The organism is Alishewanella sp. HL-SH06 (assembly GCF_052656265.1).
In genome coordinates this window covers 1,470,643-1,487,935 of the sequence record NZ_CP199752.1, presented here as the reverse complement: position 1 = coordinate 1,487,935, position 17,293 = coordinate 1,470,643, and the positions used below count along the sequence as shown (strand labels likewise).

Below are 17,293 nucleotides of genomic sequence, written 5' to 3'. Positions count from 1 at the left end.
TTTCGCTTAGCCTAAAACGCCCATCAACAGATTAATGCAGGGTTTTACTTACGGGGCCTTTATCTTGAAACTTTTGCCCGACATCGTTAAAGCAACTGAACACCATTAACCGAATATGTTCGAGTACCATGTAATAAGCTTCTTCGTTTTCTTCAGCACTGCTATCAGAGCTGGTGGTAAGATCCACTTTGGTCACTTCGGTCAATTGTTCTACCGCTTCGCGCACATCTTCTGACACTAAAGACAGATCCGTTTGCTGCACCGCAAAACCAACTAAAAAGGCTTGTGTCCATTCCACCATGGCTTCTAACCGTTCAACCAGGGCATCATCTTCGTTGGGCAGCAATAGTGCAAAATCGTATTCACCGCTTTGTAAGCTGATGGCAGTATTGCTAATTAACTGCTGGACGTCGGCTTTTAGCGCTGCGGGTAAAGCCTGACCATCATTTAAAAAATCGTATAACACGGCTATGAAGTCAGCCGATTTCGCAGATAAGCCACCGCTGAGTAAACCACTCATTAAACCATGCAGCTCGGCGGCCGATGCCATAACATGGGCTTGCTCAAGTGCCGTACTCCAACGATCATAGCTGTGAATCAAAGAACCGGGCATAACACCCCTCGCCTAAAAAAATCAAAGTCGCTTATGCTAACACCCCCACTCGTTTTGGCCAATACTGCAAAGGCTTACAGCGTATAGCTGCCTAAACAACCAGCAAACAAACCGGCAATTTATCGAATAATTTAGACAGCGCCGTTACGGATGTTATACTTAAGCCGTTCTCTGGGTTGTTTGTGTGCTTGTTGACGTCCCTGAGCCGATAATTGTTTTACCTAGGGATGCTTTTGCGTTGCTTTTGTGCAGGCCCGGCTTGTACTGGGAAGCCTACGGTGACCATTGGCCTTCCGCCTTGAACCTTGGGTTCAAGGGCTTAAATAAGTTACGGCAACTTGGAGAACACTTACAAACCGCCTTAGGCTCTGCGGTTTGTCTTTGCCATTCCGATTTTGCGAGGCTGCAGCAAGACATGTTAAGTCGTCAGCAATTGCGTACAGAAATGCGACAGCGTCGCCAAGCCCTTTCTGCCGCAACCCAACATAGCGCCGCCCTTGCGCTCTGCCAGCAAATCCTTAGCCAACCTGACATCATGCGCCAACAACACTTTGCTTTATACCTAAGCAACGATGCCGAAATTAATACCAGCCCATTAATCAACACCTTACTTAACGCCAATAAACAGCTGTATTTACCGGTACTGCATCCTTTTGTCAGTGGCTATTTGTTATTTCAGCATTACTTGCCTTCAATGCCGATGCGAACAAACAAATTCGGTATTGCCGAGCCCGTTTGGCATTGCCAACACATTAAACCGGTGGCCGAGCTCGATGTTATTTTTACGCCCTTAGTCGCTTTCGATGATCGTGGCCAACGCTTGGGTATGGGCGGTGGTTTTTACGATCGTACGCTTGCGCCGTTAAATCATCTCGCTGCGCCAGCGCGCACACCACAATTAATTGGTTTAGCGCATAATTGCCAGCAATGGCCTGAATTACCCATAGCGCCCTGGGATCAGCCCATGGCGGCTATCGCGACACCTTCACATTTTTGGCGTTTTAACGCCGACTGAGCAGACAGAGCAAAAGCAACACTGTCTTTTTTTAACACAGCCGATATAATATCCATCTGTATGGCTAAACGTATAAAGTAGATAAGCAATGACTCAAGATGAAATGAAACGAAATGCTGCCCGCTCAGCACTGGCTTTTATCCCTGAGAACTCGATTGTCGGTGTCGGTACCGGCTCTACCGTGAATCATTTTATCGATGCCTTAGCCGAGATTAAGCATAAAATCACTGGCGCTGTGTCTAGCTCGGAGCAATCCACAGCACGATTAACCGCGCTGGGTATTCCGGTGTTCGACTTAAATGACGTGGCGAGCTTTAATGTGTATATCGATGGCGCTGACGAAATTAACCCGCAGCGCCATATGATTAAAGGTGGCGGTGCCGCACTAACTCGAGAAAAAATTGTTGCCGCCGTAGCCGATACCTTTATTTGTATTGTTGATAGCAGCAAGCAAGTAGACGTGATGGGCCGTTTCCCGTTGCCGGTTGAAGTGATCCCAATGGCTAGCGCCTATGTTAGCCGCGAATTAAGCAAATTGGGTGGCAAACCGGTTTTACGCCAAGGCGTAATTACAGATAACGGTAATCAGATCATTGATGTACACGGCTTAGCCATCACCGATCCGCTGCAACTGGAACAACAACTAAACAATATTGTCGGTGTAGTCACCAACGGTATTTTTGCTCAGCGTAATGCCGATATCGTGCTGGTTGGCACAGCTAACGGCACCCAAACCTTAAAATAATAAAATGCAGCACCGAAGCTGCAGCAATACGACGACAATCATAGGCAGCATTTTTTAATTTAATTAAGCACAAGAGACGTGACATGGAAAAATTTTCGCTAGCAAAAGACAAGATTAAAATCCTGCTGCTCGAGGGTTTGCACCACAGTGCCGTACAAACCTTTAAAGATAATGGTTATACCAATATCGACTATCTGAAGACTTCGTTACCAGAAGATGAGCTGATTGAGCGAATCAAAGATGCACATGTGATCGGTATTCGCTCGCGCACTCAGCTGACCGAGCCGGTATTAGATGCCGCCAATAAACTGATGGCGATTGGTTGTTTTTGTATTGGTACTAACCAAGTGGATCTGCATGCCGCGTTAACTCGCGCTATTCCGGTGTTTAATGCGCCTTTCTCCAACACACGTTCGGTTGCCGAGTTAGTATTAGGCCAATTAATTATGCTGTTACGTGGTATTCCACAACGTAACGCCGCTGCGCATCGTGGCGAGTGGTTAAAAACGGCAGACCAATCGTTTGAAGCCCGCGGTAAAACCTTGGGTATTATTGGTTATGGCCATATCGGTACGCAGTTAGGCATCATGGCTGAAAATATCGGTATGCGCGTGCAATTTTATGATATCGAAAGCAAGTTAGTGTTAGGTAACTCCACACAAGTTGATTTAGAAACCTTACTGAAAACCTCAGATGTGATCAGTTTGCATGTACCTGAAACCGTACAAACTCAAAACATGATTGGTGAAACAGAACTGGCGCTAATGAAACAAGGCGCGATCTTGATCAATGCTTCACGCGGCACGGTAGTCGATATTCCGGCACTCACCGCCGCCTTAGAAAGCCAAAGATTGGCCGGCGCTGCCATTGACGTCTTCCCTATCGAACCCAAAGGCAACAGCGAAGAGTTTGTTTCACCCTTGCGTCAATTTGATAATGTAATTTTGACTCCGCACATCGGTGGTTCAACCCAAGAAGCACAAGAAAACATTGGCTTTGAAGTGGCGGGTAAGCTGGTGAAATACAGTGACAATGGTTCAACACTATCCGCTGTTAACTTCCCTGAAGTATCACTCCCCGAGCACAAAGGCCGCTCACGCTTGTTGCATATCCACAAAAACCAACCCGGTATGCTGACCAAGATCAACGAAGCTTTTGCAAGGCATAATATCAATATCTCTGGTCAGTACTTACAGACCGTACAAGAAATTGGTTATGTGGTAATTGATATTGATTCTGAAGATAGTGAACAGGCGTTAAATGAATTAAAAGCGATTCCAGGTACATTAAGAGCCCGTATTCTGCACTAATTGAACACCAACTAGTGAATGCGCTTAAAAAATGACCTTGAGTCTAATACACATCAGTTGAGCATGACCTGTTTGCTCTAAATCAACTGTTGAAGGCCATGGATGGCCGGACAAAACCGTTGGGAACGAATTTGAACAGCTTTGCTAGCCCGGAAGGGTGAACTTCAGGAATGAAGTTCATCATCGAGCCTCAGAGATTATTCCTGGCGTGTTGATGTGAGCAAACTGCGTCATATTAAACATTACACTGCTCGATATTATCCCTAAATCCCTTTTTTGTTTTGTTCAATAGCTTAAAGCTTAGCTGTAAGACTCATTTAAAAAGCATAAACCAGTGAAGCGGACGTTTCTGTATCTGTCGTTTCAGCATCGCCTTCAGGCTCAGAGTTATAATTCACACTAAAACTTAAACGCATGCCTAAACGACCATTAATTTGCGATGTTAACGACGTGCGACTGGTAAATATCGAGTTATTGCCGTCCAGCGATACGTTTCCCTCAAAAGTTTGCCGAAAGCGACTGCCTTTATACAATTCTTGATCGAAGTTGGCCGCTAAAAACCAAATTAAACCACGGCTAGTGTTACCCGATGCCGCTTCGCGATAGGCAAAACCCGGGCCGGTTTCTAAGTCTAAATAGTTAGCTTGGTGCTCATAAATACGGTTAGCATAACCTGTTACCAACTGCCCTTGCTGTTTAAAAGCCCCGAGCATGTCATAGGCGTAGGCTGCACGGCCAAAGAATGACTGTGTACCACTTAGGAATTTATAATTGCTTTGCCCCGTGAACGCGTAACGCTTTATGGTCGTTTGGCTGGTCACATCACCGGTGTCTGTATTGGTAAATTGATTTTTTTGTAACCGCCCCTGAAACTGATACTTATTCCGAAAATACTCAGTGTCATGCACCATCTCGGTGACCAGCCGCCAGCCTCGTGCTTCGGTATTCCCGTTGATAAACAAAAAGCCGAGTTCGATATCACCCGTAATGGTGCCCAAAATACCCAAATCGATAAATTCAGGCAACGTTCCCGCATCGTTCTCGGGTTCTTCGTTGGCGAGTACACTAAAGGACAATAATCCGAGCAAAAGTATTAAAACAGGCATGTTAGGCGTAATTTCTTTATGGGGTTTCTGAGTAATGCTAGCGCCGGCTCTTCAGACGCTAGCTCTGGCTAACCGCTTAGTTACTTTCAGCGCGTTGCTTTATATAGTCAAGTGCCAGTGTGATCCGCGCTAAAGCACGCTCTTTACCGACTAAATACAACGTCTGATCCAAAGCAGGTGAGTTACCGCCACCGGTAACCGCCACACGCAATGGCATGCCGACTTTACCCATACCTAAACCCAATGCTTCTGCTGCTGCATTAATCGTTTGGTGGATATTGGCCGCATCCCATGTGCTAAGTTCAGCCAGTTTGGCATGAACTAACGCTAAAGGTTCCGCTGCAACAACACGTAAATGCTTTTTCGCTGCATTTTCTTCAAACTCGTTGAAGTCTTCATAAAAATATCGGCTGACTTCTACCAACTCTTTCAACGTTTTTACCCGTTCAGCTTGCACGCTAATCACGTCAGTAAGCGCCGGGCCGTTTTCAGTATTCAGCTTTTGCTCTGCTAGATGCCAAGCTAAGTGCTCAGCCACCTGCTCTGCCGGCAGCGTTTTCATATAATGCTGGTTAAGCCAAATCAGCTTGTCTGTATTAAAAGCAGAGGGTGCGCGGTTACAGGCAGACAAATCAAAGAGATCTTTTAATTCATCAATACTAAAAATTTCTTGATCACCATGAGACCAGCCCAAACGCACTAAATAGTTTAGTAACGCCTGCGGTAAGAAACCATTATCGCGATACTGCATCACGCCAACAGCGCCGTGGCGCTTAGATAAGCGCTTGCCGTCATCGCCTAATATCATCGGTACGTGTGCGTATTTTGGAATCTCTGCACCTAATGCCGCTAAAATGTTCATTTGCCGAGGCGTATTGTTAACATGGTCATCACCACGGATCACATGAGTAATCCCCATTTTCCAGTCATCTACCACTACGGTAAGGTTGTAAGTTGGGGTACCGTCGCTACGAGCGATAATCAAATCGTCCAGCTCGGCATTAGCAATTTCAATACGGCCTTTGATCATATCGTCAATTACCACTACGCCATCTAGTGGGTTTTTAAAACGAATAACATAAGGCTTGTCGCTCGGATGATCGGTTCTGTCACGCCACATACCGTTGTATTTGGGTTTTTCCCCAGCGGCCATTTGCGCTTCACGCATGGCATCTACTTCTTCAACAGTACAAAAACACTTATAGGCTTTGCCTTCAGCTAATAATTGCGCAACCACCTGTTTATACAAATCAAACCGTTTAGTTTGATAATAAGGACCCTCATCGTGATCCAGCCCCAACCACTGCATGCCTTCTAAAATGGCATCAACCGAGGCCTGCGTTGAACGCTCTAAATCGGTATCTTCAATACGCAGGATAAATTTACCACCCTGCTTTTTAGCGTATAACCAGCTAAATAAGGCAGTACGAGCACCACCAACATGTAAATAACCGGTTGGGCTTGGGGCAAAACGAGTCACCAATGACATAATTTTTCCATATCTGACTGAACAAGCTATAAGCTGGCTATTGTAGCAATGCCAGCCGCAGGATGCATCAAAGCTGTCGTTGTTCATGCAGACTTTTTCGGCAATAGGCAAAATGCTGTTCACTTTTGCGGCAAGCGGTAGCATTTTCAGAAAATAAAGTTGACACTCTTTTCTTGCTGCCTATAATGAGCGCCATCACAGCGTGGATTGTTAGCTCAGCTGGGAGAGCACCGCCCTTACAAGGCGGGGGTCACTGGTTCGAACCCAGTACAATCCACCAATTCGATGTTATTTATCCCATGGATTGTTAGCTCAGCTGGGAGAGCACCGCCCTTACAAGGCGGGGGTCACTGGTTCGAACCCAGTACAATCCACCAATTCGATGTTATTTATCCCATGGATTGTTAGCTCAGCTGGGAGAGCACCGCCCTTACAAGGCGGGGGTCACTGGTTCGAACCCAGTACAATCCACCAATTCGATGTTACGTATCCCACGGATTGTTAGCTCAGCTGGGAGAGCACCGCCCTTACAAGGCGGGGGTCACTGGTTCGAACCCAGTACAATCCACCAACTTCTTTTTTAAAACCGATCTTATTTGTTGCTAGCTCAGCGGTAAGAGCACCGCCCGCTCTTATACAAGACACGGTTGCCACTACTTCGAACCCAGTACAATCCACCAATATCCTTTTTTAAAACCCATCTCGTCTGTTGTCAGCTCAGCTGTAACAGTACCTCTCGCTCTTTGCCAAGACACGGTTGTCACTCGTTCGAACCCAGTACAATCCACCAATTCGATGTTACGTATCCCACGGATTGTTAGCTCAGCTGGGAGAGCACCGCCCGCTCTTTGCCAAGACACGGTTGCCACTCGTTCGAACCCAGTACAATCCACCAATTCGATGTTATTTATCCCATGGATTGTTAGCTCAGCTTGGAGAGCACCGCCCGCTCTTTGCCAAGACACGGTTGCCACTACTTCGAACCCAGTACAATCCACCAATTCGATGTTATTTATCCCATGGACTTTTAGCTCAGCTGGGAGAGCACCGCCCCTCTTTACGCATACTCATTACTCTTTTTTCGACACAATCATAATTAACTGAGACTTTCCTATACTTCAACGTCTATCTCTAGTTCTAATTGAGAACTGCACTGAATTCAGCTAATTCACTACAACTGCCTCAGTTTTGATGTCTCTAAAATATCGTGGTATCAACTATGCTCTTTTTCAATACCAATCATAGAGTTACCCATTATAGGTCATTATATAAATTACTGTACGGTTTATAGAATCAAAGCTATGCTATAGATTAATGGTATTAAAAGTTGTCGTTTTAAATTCTTAGGATTATTAATGGCTGTATTTTCCGCGAAAGAAAGTTTAAACCGAACAATACTCGATAACATCATGGATGCCGTTGTCAGCATTGATAAAAATGGCTTAATTACTTATTGCAACCAAACAGCTTTAACGTTGTTTGGCTATACGGAGGCAAACTTACTCGGCAAAAATATCAAATGTCTCATGGTCGACTATCACGCTGAGCATCATGATAATTATTTACGTGATTATCGAAGTAACCTTGTTAAACGCGTGATAGGTAATACACGTGTGCTGCAGGCCAAAAATATCAACGACGAACTCATACCCATAGAGTTGAGAGTATGTCAGCTAGAAATGGACGATGGCACCGCTTATCTGGGAATGATTAGAGACCTTAGGGACAGTATTTCCAAACGTGAAAAAATTCACTTACTAGAGAATACAGATTTACTGACCGGCTTACCCAACAGAAACGCCTTAGTATTAGCGTTAAATGACACCATCGATGGTCTGGTGTTAAATAAGCAGAACTTTTACTTACTGATGATCGACGCTGATGATTTCAGTAAAATTAATCAGGCTTTTGGTTATGAATATGGTGATGAAGTTCTTCGAAAAACAGCTGAGAAATTGTCTAAATATAAAGACTTCAGGTTAATTGCTCGCTCTAGCCAAGACGAATTCGGCGTGTTGTTTCAATCAGAGTTACCTCAACATGAAATTAAGCGATGGTTAACAGAGGTACTATGCCAACTTTCTACCGTAGAGACCATTATTAACAGGCCAATAAGTTGTTCTTTTAGTGGTGGTATTTACAACTTTAATCAACCCAACGAAAACAGCCAAAATGCTATTGGCTATGCTGAGAATGCCCTTAAATTTGCGAAACAACTACAGCGGGGCGGCCTCGTATTTCACTCTAATGAAATTGATCAAGAACAACGACATTCCGCAGTCTTAGACCAAGGATTAAAGTCTACACAACTCACAGAACAACTGTTTCTAGTTTATCAAGCTCAAGTCGATGAACATGGACAGTTAATTGGCTTTGAAGCGTTAATGCGTTGGCAGTATCAAAACCAACTTGTTCGCCCTGATATATTTATAGCTCTGGCAGAACGTAATGGCGCGATTTACAAAATGGGAGAGTGGTTACTGGAGCAAGCGTGTCAATTTTTAACATGGAGCAGCACTATACCTGAGTTTGCCAGTTGCCGCTTATCCGTTAATGTTAGCCCTAAACAATTTGCACACCCAAACTTTGTTCCGGATATTATTCAATCTTTGCTCAATCACAAAATTGAACCTCGACGATTGCACCTAGAGCTAACCGAAAGATTATTGCTAGAAAACCCAGCCATTATAGTGCAGAAAATGCAGGATTTGCGACGCTATGGTATCAGTTTTTCTTTGGATGATTTTGGTACAGGCTACTCTTCGCTAGCCTATATTAAAAATCTGCCGCTTAGTGAACTAAAAATTGACAGATCCTTTGTAAAAGAAATTACAAACAGTGCATCAGACCGAAAGATTGTTTCTACTATATTATTGTTAGCTCAGGGATTAGGGCTTAATGTAGTGACAGAGGGGGTAGAAAATTTAGAACAATTAACCGAGCTTAAAAAGCTGGGTTGTAAACAATTCCAAGGTTTTTTCTTCGCTAAACCATTAAGAAAGGAGCACCTTTTGGCTAGCATTCCTCAGTTCAAAGCCGATGGTTCCTAAAACAGGTTCTGTTTTAGCCGACGCTCGCGGTTATTCTTTATCGCCAGTAAAGTGATCAGGACAAATATTTTTACTCGAACGCCGTAACATACTGATCATCGTTATGGCAACGTTCTCAGCCTAATACGAACCCGTTTGCCAATTTCCGATGCTGTTTATCCTATAGGGAAACTCATTGTTAGCTTTTTTGAACACTATGGTGTTCACCTCATTACCTTCATTTGTACTTAAGCTTCATAAAGTATGATTTGTATCAAGGTATCCTATCTTGGCCCTATTACTATAAAGATGTGGTGCCAATGCAGACTGGATGACTAGGGAGAATCAGATGAAGGCTATTCGCGCCATTCTAAGTAAAAAGAGCCTTATGCTCTTGTTGAGTTTGGGTCTTAGTTTTTTTGTAACCACCGTGGCCGCAGATAATGACGATTGCCAAGATCCTGTTAGAGACTGGCAGCCACGACAATTGCTTAAGCAGCGTTTAGAGGAGCAAGGCTGGGTTGTTCAGCGCATTCGAATTGATGATGGTTGTTATGAAGTACGCGCTTTGGATGAACAAGGCCGTAAAGTGAAAGCCACTTTTTCGCCCTCGTCTCTCAGTCTACTGAAACTAGAATGGAAAAAAGACAAACACACACAAGATACCCCCCCAACCGCTAACCTGTTTCGCTAAAACAATCAAAACGGAGATCGCCAAATGCCTAAAATGATTCTAACCACAGGTTTATTGCTGATATTAAGTTCAGTTAATCCTGCCGCGGCAGCAGAAGTCACTGTTAACGCAACATTGAACAACTATCAAGGTAATGGAGCTTATCTTGCTATCTATTTAACTGATGCCAATGGCAAATTCAACCAAACATTGTGGATTGCTGGCGAGAAACAAAAATATTACAAACATTTGCGTGAGTGGGCCAAAGGCAGTGGTATGCAAGCGATGGAGTATGATGGTCTAACTGGAGCCAGTGTTAGCAGTGGTGACAGTATCACTTTCAAAACCAATATCGATGATACGCTGATCGACGCCGGTTATTTGATCCGCATCGACAGCGCGGTTGAAGATCAACGAGATAATCGAATTGATGCTGAAGTCGCATTGACCCGCCAAGGGGCAAATGTACCGGTTAAAGGGCGTGGCTACATAAAAACACTTAGCTACTCTCTGTGATGCTGTCGATAAATAAGCTATTCACATGAAACGTCGATTGCACTCGTTGTTAGGCCTTTTATTTGGCACTTTATTGTTGCTTATAGCCAGCAGCGGTGCCATTTTGTCTGTGCAACCCGCCATGGAGCGAAGCTTAGCAACCGTTCCCGCTCGAGGGGCAGTAAACGTGGCTGATCTAGCGGCAATTGCTGTGCAGCATTATCCTGGCACTGAACAAATTGAACGCCTTCCCTCAGGCGCTGTGTTGGTCTATTTTACTCATAATGGCAATCCGGGGGCGGTGCTTATTGATCCCTTAACTGGTGAGTTTATTGCCGATTATAAGCCGTCCGCTTTTTTCAGTTGGATTAAAGAACTGCATCGCGCTTTTTTGTGGGATTCTCGTGGTCGGGCGATTGTGGGGGTTAGCGCGCTAGCGATGCTGATCCTCTGTTTTAGTGGGGTATTTTTGCTTACTTCACGACTCGGTGGCTGGAAAAAAATGTTCACGCCGATAAAAAGCGCCGCCACCGACGCCATAGGGCCTCGCCTGCACGCTGAACTAGCTCGTGCTGCAGTGCTTGGGCTCTTGTTATCGGCATTTACCGGTGTTTGGCTCTCGGCCTTACGTTTTGACATTTTAACCGAAGCACCAGAACAAGAAGCGACGTTTCCGAGCACATTAGCAGGCTCAGCACCTGCGCCCATCGACACCCTCTCGGCACTACAACAAGTCGATTTGCGCGATCTGCACCAACTGATTTTTCCATTTCCTAATGATCCTCTCGATGTTTACGCTCTAAGAACTCATCAGGGATCAGGATATATTGATCAAGCTAGCGGACAGTGGCTGACCTATACCGATTACGGAAATGGCGCCATGCTGCAAACATTTATCATGGAGTTACACACTGGCGATGCCTATTGGTGGCTTGGGTTACTCTTTGGTATCGCCGCCTTAACCGTCCCAGTATTAGTCGTCACCGGCACCATGACTTGGTGGCAACGTCGTCGAAGCTCACCAAGTTTAAAGGGAAACGCTGCCGCACATCTTGCAGATACCATTGTATTGGTTGGCTCTGAAATGCAAAGTACATGGGGCTTTGCTCAAGCCTTGCATCAGGCTTTAACCACCCACGGCTGCTTGGTGCATATTGCGCCAATGAATCAACTGGCCCCTCACTATACCAAAGCGCGTCGCTTGTTGATTTTAACTGCCACTTATGGTGATGGTGATGCGCCGGCTTCCGCGCAGCAATTTTTACAAAAACTCGAACAACTGCCGTTAACATTTAACCTACCTTGGGCAGTGCTGGGGTTTGGTGATCGGCAGTTTGAGCGTTTTTGTCATTTTGCCGATCAAGTCAGCCTTGCATTACAACTACGACAATGGCCACAGCTATTGGCAACGCATTATATCAACCGTCAATCAGGCCAAGCGTTTGAACAATGGGGTGCTGCCTTGAGCCAGGCAATCCAATTACCATTATCGCTGCATTACACTTCCATTCACCCAGCAACGATGCCGCTAACATTGTATGAACGCAGCGGTTATGGCGAAGCAGTCAATGCACCCACTTGCATCTTAGGTTTTACGCCAACGCATTCCGGTAAAGCTCTACCTCATTTTACCGCAGGCGATTTAGTGGGCATCATCGCTCCAGGTAGCGAAACACCTCGCTTTTATTCAGTGGCCTCGAGCAGTCAAGACGGCATATTGGAAATATGCGTAAGACGTCATAAAAATGGCCTCTGCTCAAACTTTTTGTGTCAATTAAAGCTGGGTGGAGTGGCAAATATATTCATTCAGAAAAATCCGCGCTTTAAACCTTGTAAGGGTAAAACACCGATCATTTTGATTGGCGCCGGCACCGGTATTGGCCCTTTGATTGGCTTTATTCGAGCGAATACAACACACCGCCCAATGTTTTTATATTGGGGTGGACGTCGAGCGGATTCTGACTTTTTATATCAACAAGAATTGCAATCTTATCTTGCTGACCAACGCTTATCGCAATTACATCTTGCCTTCTCACGCAGTCAGCAACCGGCTTATGTGCAAGACGAACTGCAACTTGATACCAAACAGCTGCAAGAACTGATGGCAGCTAACGCCCAAATTCTAGTTTGTGGCGGGAGGCAAATGGCCACTGATGTTGAGTCCACTTTGGATAAGATATTTTTACCACTGGCATTGAATATTAAGGCACTAAAACAGCAAGGCCGCTATGTTGAGGACTCTTACTAGATTAACGCTCTAGTGTTACTTAACATAACTTGCTCTCAATACCTCCCCGCTGTTCATGTGCTTGCCTTATGTTCATAATAAATCATGGTAAAAAAACCTTTGTTCTTCCTATATTTAAAAATAGATGATATTCATATCATGGTGGCAGTATTTTGCCCTCATTTCATCAAAATTACTCAGCCGTAGGATACCGCTCATGCCCCATTCACACCACCACGGCACAGAAAACCTTGGCGATGGCAAACTACTTGTTGCCGTGGTCATCAACGTTTTACTCACCGTAGCACAAATTATTGGCGGTGTTATCTCGGGAAGTTTATCGCTGATTGCCGATGCCCTGCATAATTTAAGCGATGCTGCTTCGCTGGGGATCGCCATTTTTGCCCGCAAGATAAGCCGTAAACCCGCCGATGAATTGAAAACCTTTGGCTATAAACGGGCCGAAGTGATTGCAGCGCTAATTAACCTCATCACATTGATCATTATTGGTTTATATCTTATTTACGAAGCGTTATGGCGTTTAGCTGATCCACAAGAGATCGCTGGTTGGCTGGTGGTCATTGTGGCCAGTTTTGCGTTGCTTGTCGATGTGGTCACCGTGCTTCTGACCTATGCGCAATCAAAAAACAGCATGAACATCAAAGCCGCCTTTTTGCATAATGTCTCCGATGCTCTCGCCTCCGTTGCAGTGGTTATCGCCGGCACCTTAATTTTACTTTATAAATGGTACTGGGTGGATACCTTGTTGACACTGCTGATTGCTGGCTATGTGCTATGGCAAGGCTTTAGCATGCTGCCTAAAGCTATCCATTTATTGATGGATGGCACACCTGAGCATATAAACATCCCACAGGTTATTGCGGCCATGCAAGCGTTAGATGGCGTAACAAACGTGCACCATGTGCATATCTGGCAAGTCGATGAACAGCACAGTGCGCTTGAAGCGCATGTTGTGGTGGAAAACATTGATGTGGCAGAACTGGAGAAAATAAAAACCACCTTAAAAGCACTATTAGCCCGTGAGTTTCGTATAGGTCATACCACCTTAGAATTTGAGCATGCCACCCTGACTAACTGCAATAACGCGCAAGTTTGTCATTAATTTTGTTATGCTTGTAATGAGATTATTAAAGCGGACTCGTCACTTCTTTGCCTTGTCCTGAGGAATACATGCATTTACCCACTGTTGTGATATTAGCTCTGGTAATAAACCTGATCGTGGGTTTTTATTTGTACTTACTTTATCGGCGCAAACCCAAAGATCGCTGCTTTCGACTTTGGTCACTCTCATCCATCAGTTTTGTGCTGGGTGGCACGCTCGTTGCCTTACGCCCTTATGATATTGCCGCGTTTTTCACCTTCTTTGTTGCTGATTGCTTGTTGTTATTAGCGCCAATATTGGTTTTGGCGGGGCTGATTCAATTTTCACGCTTTCGCTATACGCGGCGGCGGCGCCAACACGCTTTTGTGCTGTTGGCACTGATTGTTATAGCATTGCTCAGTGTCTATCACCATCCCGGTATCTTGAGTGTGCTGGTTGCGCTAGCTATTGGCATCACCTTCTATTTGTGTGCTGTGCTACTCCAAAAATCGGTGATCACCGAACCCACCTTTACCCGCACCTTACAAGGTATTTTTCTGCTGCATGCGCTAACCATGTTTACCCAAGTAATGTTGATCCTCTGGCAATGGCAATCTTTAGATATGAATGGCTTACCCGAAAGCTCTGTTTATACTCTGCTAAGTCATATTTTATTGACCACCTTTACCGCCCTATTGCTACCCTGGTTATGCTTCTTGAAACTAGAACGTAAACTCACATTAAAATCGCAGCGCGATGGTTTGACCAAACTGGCTAATCGCGAGCACTTTTTCAATCAAGTTGAACGCTATTGGCAACAACAACGCCCGATGCCCGCAGTATTGATGATGATCGATATCGACTTCTTTAAAAAAATTAACGATAAATTTGGCCATGCGGTAGGCGATAGCGCTATAAAAGCCGTGGCACAGTTGTTATCAAAACAATTACGTTGTAACGATATTATTGGCCGCATTGGTGGTGAAGAATATGCTGCACTACTTATCGATCTAGATGAGGCCACCGCACTCAAAATTAGCCAACGACTCTGTGAACAAGTTGAAAAACAACTACAATTTGTGGCAGATGCCAAAGTCGAACTGACCATCAGTATTGGTTTAGTGCATGTGGATACCTCACAACACGACTACGTGAGTGCGCTAAGAGCCGCAGATGAAGCGCTTTACAGCAGCAAGCGTGCTGGCAGAAATACCGTAACCCTCGGCGCAGTTGGGCTTTGACACCAAGAATTTTAGAATGGATTAATGGCAAAACCTTGCTGTTGCAATAGCACGTGAGCCGTCATCGCAGAAAGCGCCATATTCACACCGGGTAGCAAGTCAGCATTACTGATGCCATAAGCAGCAGCACTTTGTCCACAAAGGTAAAATTTGACTCCCTTTTCCTGTAGTTGTGCGATAGCAGTGGCGCTGCTATTTTTTAGTCCATCTTTATTGGCGGCATAAAATTTTGGGTTCGTCATCTCTAAAGAGGCACTGCCATGCACTACCACGGCCAGCTGAATATTTTCTAAAGGCACACCCGCTGCAACATGCATATTGATAAATCGAGCCGCACTTTCTATCGACCGATTTAGCTTGCCTGGTTCTGCCGCTTTAGCGACGTCGAAAGCCAGCTTAAATACCGTATTGGCGGGCAACGGCTCAGTTTGTTGCACGGGGGCTGTCGGCCCGAAATCGTTAAACACGGGGCCGGTTTTAAAATTGTCCAGCTGCGCAGCTAAGGCATTTTCAGTGCAAAGCAATAAGGGGATTAATAAAAGAAAACGGTGTATTTGCATGGGAGTGTCCAACGATTGTTTATAAAGACTATACCTAGCACCCGCGTAATCAACAAGCCTAAAGCACATCAGTTTAAGCCGTTGAGCGCCCAACATTGAGCAATTAGTCAAACGAAAAAACCGCTTTCAATGCGTTATCCAATACTTGTCAGAACCGTCTGCATCCAAAGTTCTATTAGCCCGGCGGTTAACTATTGAACGGTTTTTTTAAAATCAACATTTAAAGTCTGCCCCTGTGGTTTCAAACAACGCTGTGACCGAGATCAATAAACCTTATTTAATTTACGCCTATACTTATCAGTGTAAGACAATAATTAATCGCATAAGGAAATAATATGACGCTTGAAAAACATAGCTTTCTCAGTGAGTTTCCCGATCATCACCATACTATTCGCCATTTAAAGATGCACGATCGGCACTTTGCCAAGTTATTTGATGAATACAACGACTTAGATCACGAAGTATTTAGTCTTGAATCTGCCGGTATCCCTACTACGGATGACAATTTAGAGCAGAAAAAAATGCGCCGTGTTCAGCTTAAAGACTCGCTGCTTGCCATGGTAAAAAAAGAAGAAGCCGCGCAATAACACCAAGCCAAATAATCTTATTAACCACAGCTACGCTTAACAAAAAAGCGTCACTGTGGTTGTGCAGTTTTCGGCATCGCTAGCCGTTTACGCGGCGGCTAATTGGCTTTAGCGATATGGATAGGCGCTGCACCAAAGGTTTGTTTAAACACCCGGCTAAAGTGGCTTGGGTTATTAAAGCCTAACTGATAACACACTTGGCTTATCCGCTCGCCAGTTTGCAGTAACCGATAAGCCTGTTGTAAGCGCAATTGCTGCTGCCACTGCGCTGGGGTTACACCAAAAGCTAATTTAAACTGCTGATAAAATTTACTGCGGCTCATGCAGGCAATTTTGCATAACGTTTCAATTTGAATATCTTCGCTCAGATGTTGCTCAATATAGTTCAGCACATTACCCAGCGGTGTTGTTTGGTTGTTTTGCTTACAACTGGCCAACAGTAATTCGCGGCTTTGCTGCTGCAATAAACGGGTAATCAATTCGTTTAACGACAATTCAATTAAATAGTCACGGTGCTGCTCGTTTTCACTGAACAGCGTGATCATTTTTTCCAGTAACTGCTGCGTTTGCGAATTATGCTGGCCGTGTACCAGCTTCGGCACATAATGAAAAAAATCGCTATGGCTAATTTCTTGTTTGAAATTCAGCGCATCGGCCACGTTACGGATTTTATCGGTACTGATTTCAATGGCAAGGCAGGTGGTGGGTTGTTGCAGTGATGCCTCTGGAAAGTCGATAAGTACCTTTTGCCCAGGCGCCAGCACAAAAGATTGATGCGGTAAGAACGCGCTGTGGTACTGGCAATCGGCGACATGCATGACTTTTTTGCCCGTTAGCATACCGCAAAACAATAACTCACTAGAGTGTAGCGCCACCTGCTGCGCATCTTGATAGGTGTCATAAATACTGAGTTCAGCATGCTCACCGGCAAAGCTCACTTTGTTTTCAACAAGCACATTAATGCGTTGGCGTTTTTGGGTGAGTACCGATGTTGTCATAGTCTCCCTCTGTTTGGACAAATAGACAAAAAATCTGGACTAGCAAGCAAGCGTGTTGAACACCGCTCCGCTAATGTGAACTTATGGCGGCTAAAAAACAATA

The 17,293-nt window shown here is 44.9% G+C and carries 15 protein-coding genes, 6 tRNA genes and 1 other RNA gene; 17 read left to right on the top strand and 5 right to left on the bottom strand.

What is annotated here, in order from left to right; genetic code table 11:
• Nucleotides 1-31: 31 nt before the first annotated feature.
• Complete coding sequence (locus tag ACUJFK_RS06950; protein ID WP_445426445.1) at nt 32-613, bottom strand: UPF0149 family protein; 582 nt, start codon at nt 611-613, stop codon at nt 32-34.
• 165 nt (nt 614-778) lie between these two features.
• Between ACUJFK_RS06950 and ssrS the strand changes: the two genes are divergently transcribed.
• The 4 genes from ssrS to serA all read left to right on the top strand — a co-directional run bounded on the left by ssrS (nt 779) and on the right by serA (nt 3,683).
• Nucleotides 779-962, top strand: a non-coding RNA gene (ssrS, locus tag ACUJFK_RS06945) — 6S RNA.
• A 66-nt stretch (nt 963-1,028) separates the two neighbouring features.
• Nucleotides 1,029-1,628 carry a 5-formyltetrahydrofolate cyclo-ligase gene (locus ACUJFK_RS06940; protein ID WP_445426444.1) on the top strand — a complete coding sequence of 200 codons (600 nt, stop codon included), beginning with the start codon at nt 1,029-1,031 and terminating at the stop codon, nt 1,626-1,628.
• A gap of 88 nt (nt 1,629-1,716) precedes the next feature.
• Complete coding sequence (gene rpiA, locus ACUJFK_RS06935) at nt 1,717-2,373, top strand: ribose-5-phosphate isomerase RpiA (RefSeq protein ID WP_226749923.1); 657 nt, start codon at nt 1,717-1,719, stop codon at nt 2,371-2,373.
• A gap of 83 nt (nt 2,374-2,456) precedes the next feature.
• On the top strand, nt 2,457-3,683 hold the full coding sequence (serA, locus tag ACUJFK_RS06930; RefSeq protein ID WP_445426443.1) for a phosphoglycerate dehydrogenase: 1,227 nt from the start codon (nt 2,457-2,459) through the stop codon (nt 3,681-3,683).
• Between the two features lie 317 nt (nt 3,684-4,000).
• Here the strand turns inward: serA and ACUJFK_RS06925 are convergent, their stop codons facing one another.
• A complete protein-coding gene (locus ACUJFK_RS06925) occupies nt 4,001-4,789 on the bottom strand; it encodes a DUF481 domain-containing protein (RefSeq protein ID WP_306176842.1) in 789 nt (262 codons plus the stop codon).
• 76 nt (nt 4,790-4,865) lie between these two features.
• Complete coding sequence (gene gltX, locus ACUJFK_RS06920; RefSeq protein ID WP_445426442.1) at nt 4,866-6,278, bottom strand: glutamate--tRNA ligase; 1,413 nt, start codon at nt 6,276-6,278, stop codon at nt 4,866-4,868.
• A gap of 204 nt (nt 6,279-6,482) precedes the next feature.
• On the opposite strand from gltX, the gene ACUJFK_RS06915 reads away from it, so the two are divergent.
• From ACUJFK_RS06915 to ACUJFK_RS06860, 12 genes are all read left to right on the top strand, one after another.
• Nucleotides 6,483-6,558 (top strand) — tRNA-Val (locus ACUJFK_RS06915).
• A 21-nt stretch (nt 6,559-6,579) separates the two neighbouring features.
• Nucleotides 6,580-6,655 (top strand) — tRNA-Val (locus tag ACUJFK_RS06910).
• Nucleotides 6,656-6,676: 21 nt separating this feature from the next.
• Nucleotides 6,677-6,752 (top strand) — tRNA-Val (locus ACUJFK_RS06905).
• Nucleotides 6,753-6,773: 21 nt separating this feature from the next.
• A tRNA-Val gene (locus ACUJFK_RS06900) sits at nt 6,774-6,849 on the top strand.
• A 240-nt stretch (nt 6,850-7,089) separates the two neighbouring features.
• Nucleotides 7,090-7,173, top strand: a tRNA-OTHER gene (locus ACUJFK_RS06895).
• Between the two features lie 21 nt (nt 7,174-7,194).
• Nucleotides 7,195-7,278 (top strand) — tRNA-OTHER (locus ACUJFK_RS06890).
• A 355-nt stretch (nt 7,279-7,633) separates the two neighbouring features.
• Nucleotides 7,634-9,328, top strand: coding sequence for a putative bifunctional diguanylate cyclase/phosphodiesterase (locus ACUJFK_RS06885; protein ID WP_445426441.1), 1,695 nt, complete (start codon nt 7,634-7,636; stop codon nt 9,326-9,328).
• A 328-nt stretch (nt 9,329-9,656) separates the two neighbouring features.
• Entirely contained in the window at nt 9,657-10,001 is a 345-nt protein-coding gene (locus ACUJFK_RS06880) for a PepSY domain-containing protein (RefSeq protein ID WP_445426440.1), read from the top strand.
• Between the two features lie 24 nt (nt 10,002-10,025).
• On the top strand, nt 10,026-10,496 hold the full coding sequence (locus ACUJFK_RS06875; RefSeq protein ID WP_445426439.1) for a DUF2271 domain-containing protein: 471 nt from the start codon (nt 10,026-10,028) through the stop codon (nt 10,494-10,496).
• Nucleotides 10,497-10,521: 25 nt separating this feature from the next.
• Entirely contained in the window at nt 10,522-12,723 is a 2,202-nt protein-coding gene (locus ACUJFK_RS06870) for a PepSY domain-containing protein (RefSeq protein WP_445426438.1), read from the top strand.
• 196 nt (nt 12,724-12,919) lie between these two features.
• Nucleotides 12,920-13,825, top strand: a complete 906-nt coding sequence (locus ACUJFK_RS06865) for a cation diffusion facilitator family transporter (RefSeq protein ID WP_445426437.1) — start codon at nt 12,920-12,922, stop codon at nt 13,823-13,825.
• Between the two features lie 68 nt (nt 13,826-13,893).
• Nucleotides 13,894-15,045, top strand: coding sequence for a diguanylate cyclase (locus tag ACUJFK_RS06860; RefSeq protein WP_445426436.1), 1,152 nt, complete (start codon nt 13,894-13,896; stop codon nt 15,043-15,045).
• A gap of 11 nt (nt 15,046-15,056) precedes the next feature.
• Here the strand turns inward: ACUJFK_RS06860 and ACUJFK_RS06855 are convergent, their stop codons facing one another.
• On the bottom strand, nt 15,057-15,605 hold the full coding sequence (locus ACUJFK_RS06855; protein WP_306176847.1) for a DsrE family protein: 549 nt from the start codon (nt 15,603-15,605) through the stop codon (nt 15,057-15,059).
• A 335-nt stretch (nt 15,606-15,940) separates the two neighbouring features.
• Between ACUJFK_RS06855 and ACUJFK_RS06850 the strand changes: the two genes are divergently transcribed.
• Nucleotides 15,941-16,192, top strand: a complete 252-nt coding sequence (locus ACUJFK_RS06850) for a YdcH family protein (protein WP_445426435.1) — start codon at nt 15,941-15,943, stop codon at nt 16,190-16,192.
• A 98-nt stretch (nt 16,193-16,290) separates the two neighbouring features.
• Here the strand turns inward: ACUJFK_RS06850 and ACUJFK_RS06845 are convergent, their stop codons facing one another.
• Entirely contained in the window at nt 16,291-17,190 is a 900-nt protein-coding gene (locus ACUJFK_RS06845) for an AraC family transcriptional regulator (protein WP_236128523.1), read from the bottom strand.
• Between the last annotated feature and the right edge of the window lie 103 nt (nt 17,191-17,293).

Bases quoted from the DNA above. Each gene is read 5' to 3' on its own strand.
- ACUJFK_RS06845 (WP_236128523.1), bottom strand. From the start codon at position 17,190: ATGACAACATCGGTACTCACCCAAAAACGCCAACGCATTAATGTGCTT.
- serA (WP_445426443.1), top strand. From the start codon at position 2,457: ATGGAAAAATTTTCGCTAGCAAAAGACAAGATTAAAATCCTGCTGCTC.
- ACUJFK_RS06860 (WP_445426436.1), top strand. From the start codon at position 13,894: ATGCATTTACCCACTGTTGTGATATTAGCTCTGGTAATAAACCTGATC.
- ACUJFK_RS06940 (WP_445426444.1), top strand. From the start codon at position 1,029: ATGTTAAGTCGTCAGCAATTGCGTACAGAAATGCGACAGCGTCGCCAA.
- ACUJFK_RS06870 (WP_445426438.1), top strand. From the start codon at position 10,522: ATGAAACGTCGATTGCACTCGTTGTTAGGCCTTTTATTTGGCACTTTA.
- ACUJFK_RS06880 (WP_445426440.1), top strand. From the start codon at position 9,657: ATGAAGGCTATTCGCGCCATTCTAAGTAAAAAGAGCCTTATGCTCTTG.
- ACUJFK_RS06850 (WP_445426435.1), top strand. From the start codon at position 15,941: ATGACGCTTGAAAAACATAGCTTTCTCAGTGAGTTTCCCGATCATCAC.
- ACUJFK_RS06855 (WP_306176847.1), bottom strand. From the start codon at position 15,605: ATGCAAATACACCGTTTTCTTTTATTAATCCCCTTATTGCTTTGCACT.
- gltX (WP_445426442.1), bottom strand. From the start codon at position 6,278: ATGTCATTGGTGACTCGTTTTGCCCCAAGCCCAACCGGTTATTTACAT.
- ACUJFK_RS06925 (WP_306176842.1), bottom strand. From the start codon at position 4,789: ATGCCTGTTTTAATACTTTTGCTCGGATTATTGTCCTTTAGTGTACTC.
- ACUJFK_RS06865 (WP_445426437.1), top strand. From the start codon at position 12,920: ATGCCCCATTCACACCACCACGGCACAGAAAACCTTGGCGATGGCAAA.
- ACUJFK_RS06875 (WP_445426439.1), top strand. From the start codon at position 10,026: ATGCCTAAAATGATTCTAACCACAGGTTTATTGCTGATATTAAGTTCA.
- ACUJFK_RS06885 (WP_445426441.1), top strand. From the start codon at position 7,634: ATGGCTGTATTTTCCGCGAAAGAAAGTTTAAACCGAACAATACTCGAT.
- rpiA (WP_226749923.1), top strand. From the start codon at position 1,717: ATGACTCAAGATGAAATGAAACGAAATGCTGCCCGCTCAGCACTGGCT.
- ACUJFK_RS06950 (WP_445426445.1), bottom strand. From the start codon at position 613: ATGCCCGGTTCTTTGATTCACAGCTATGATCGTTGGAGTACGGCACTT.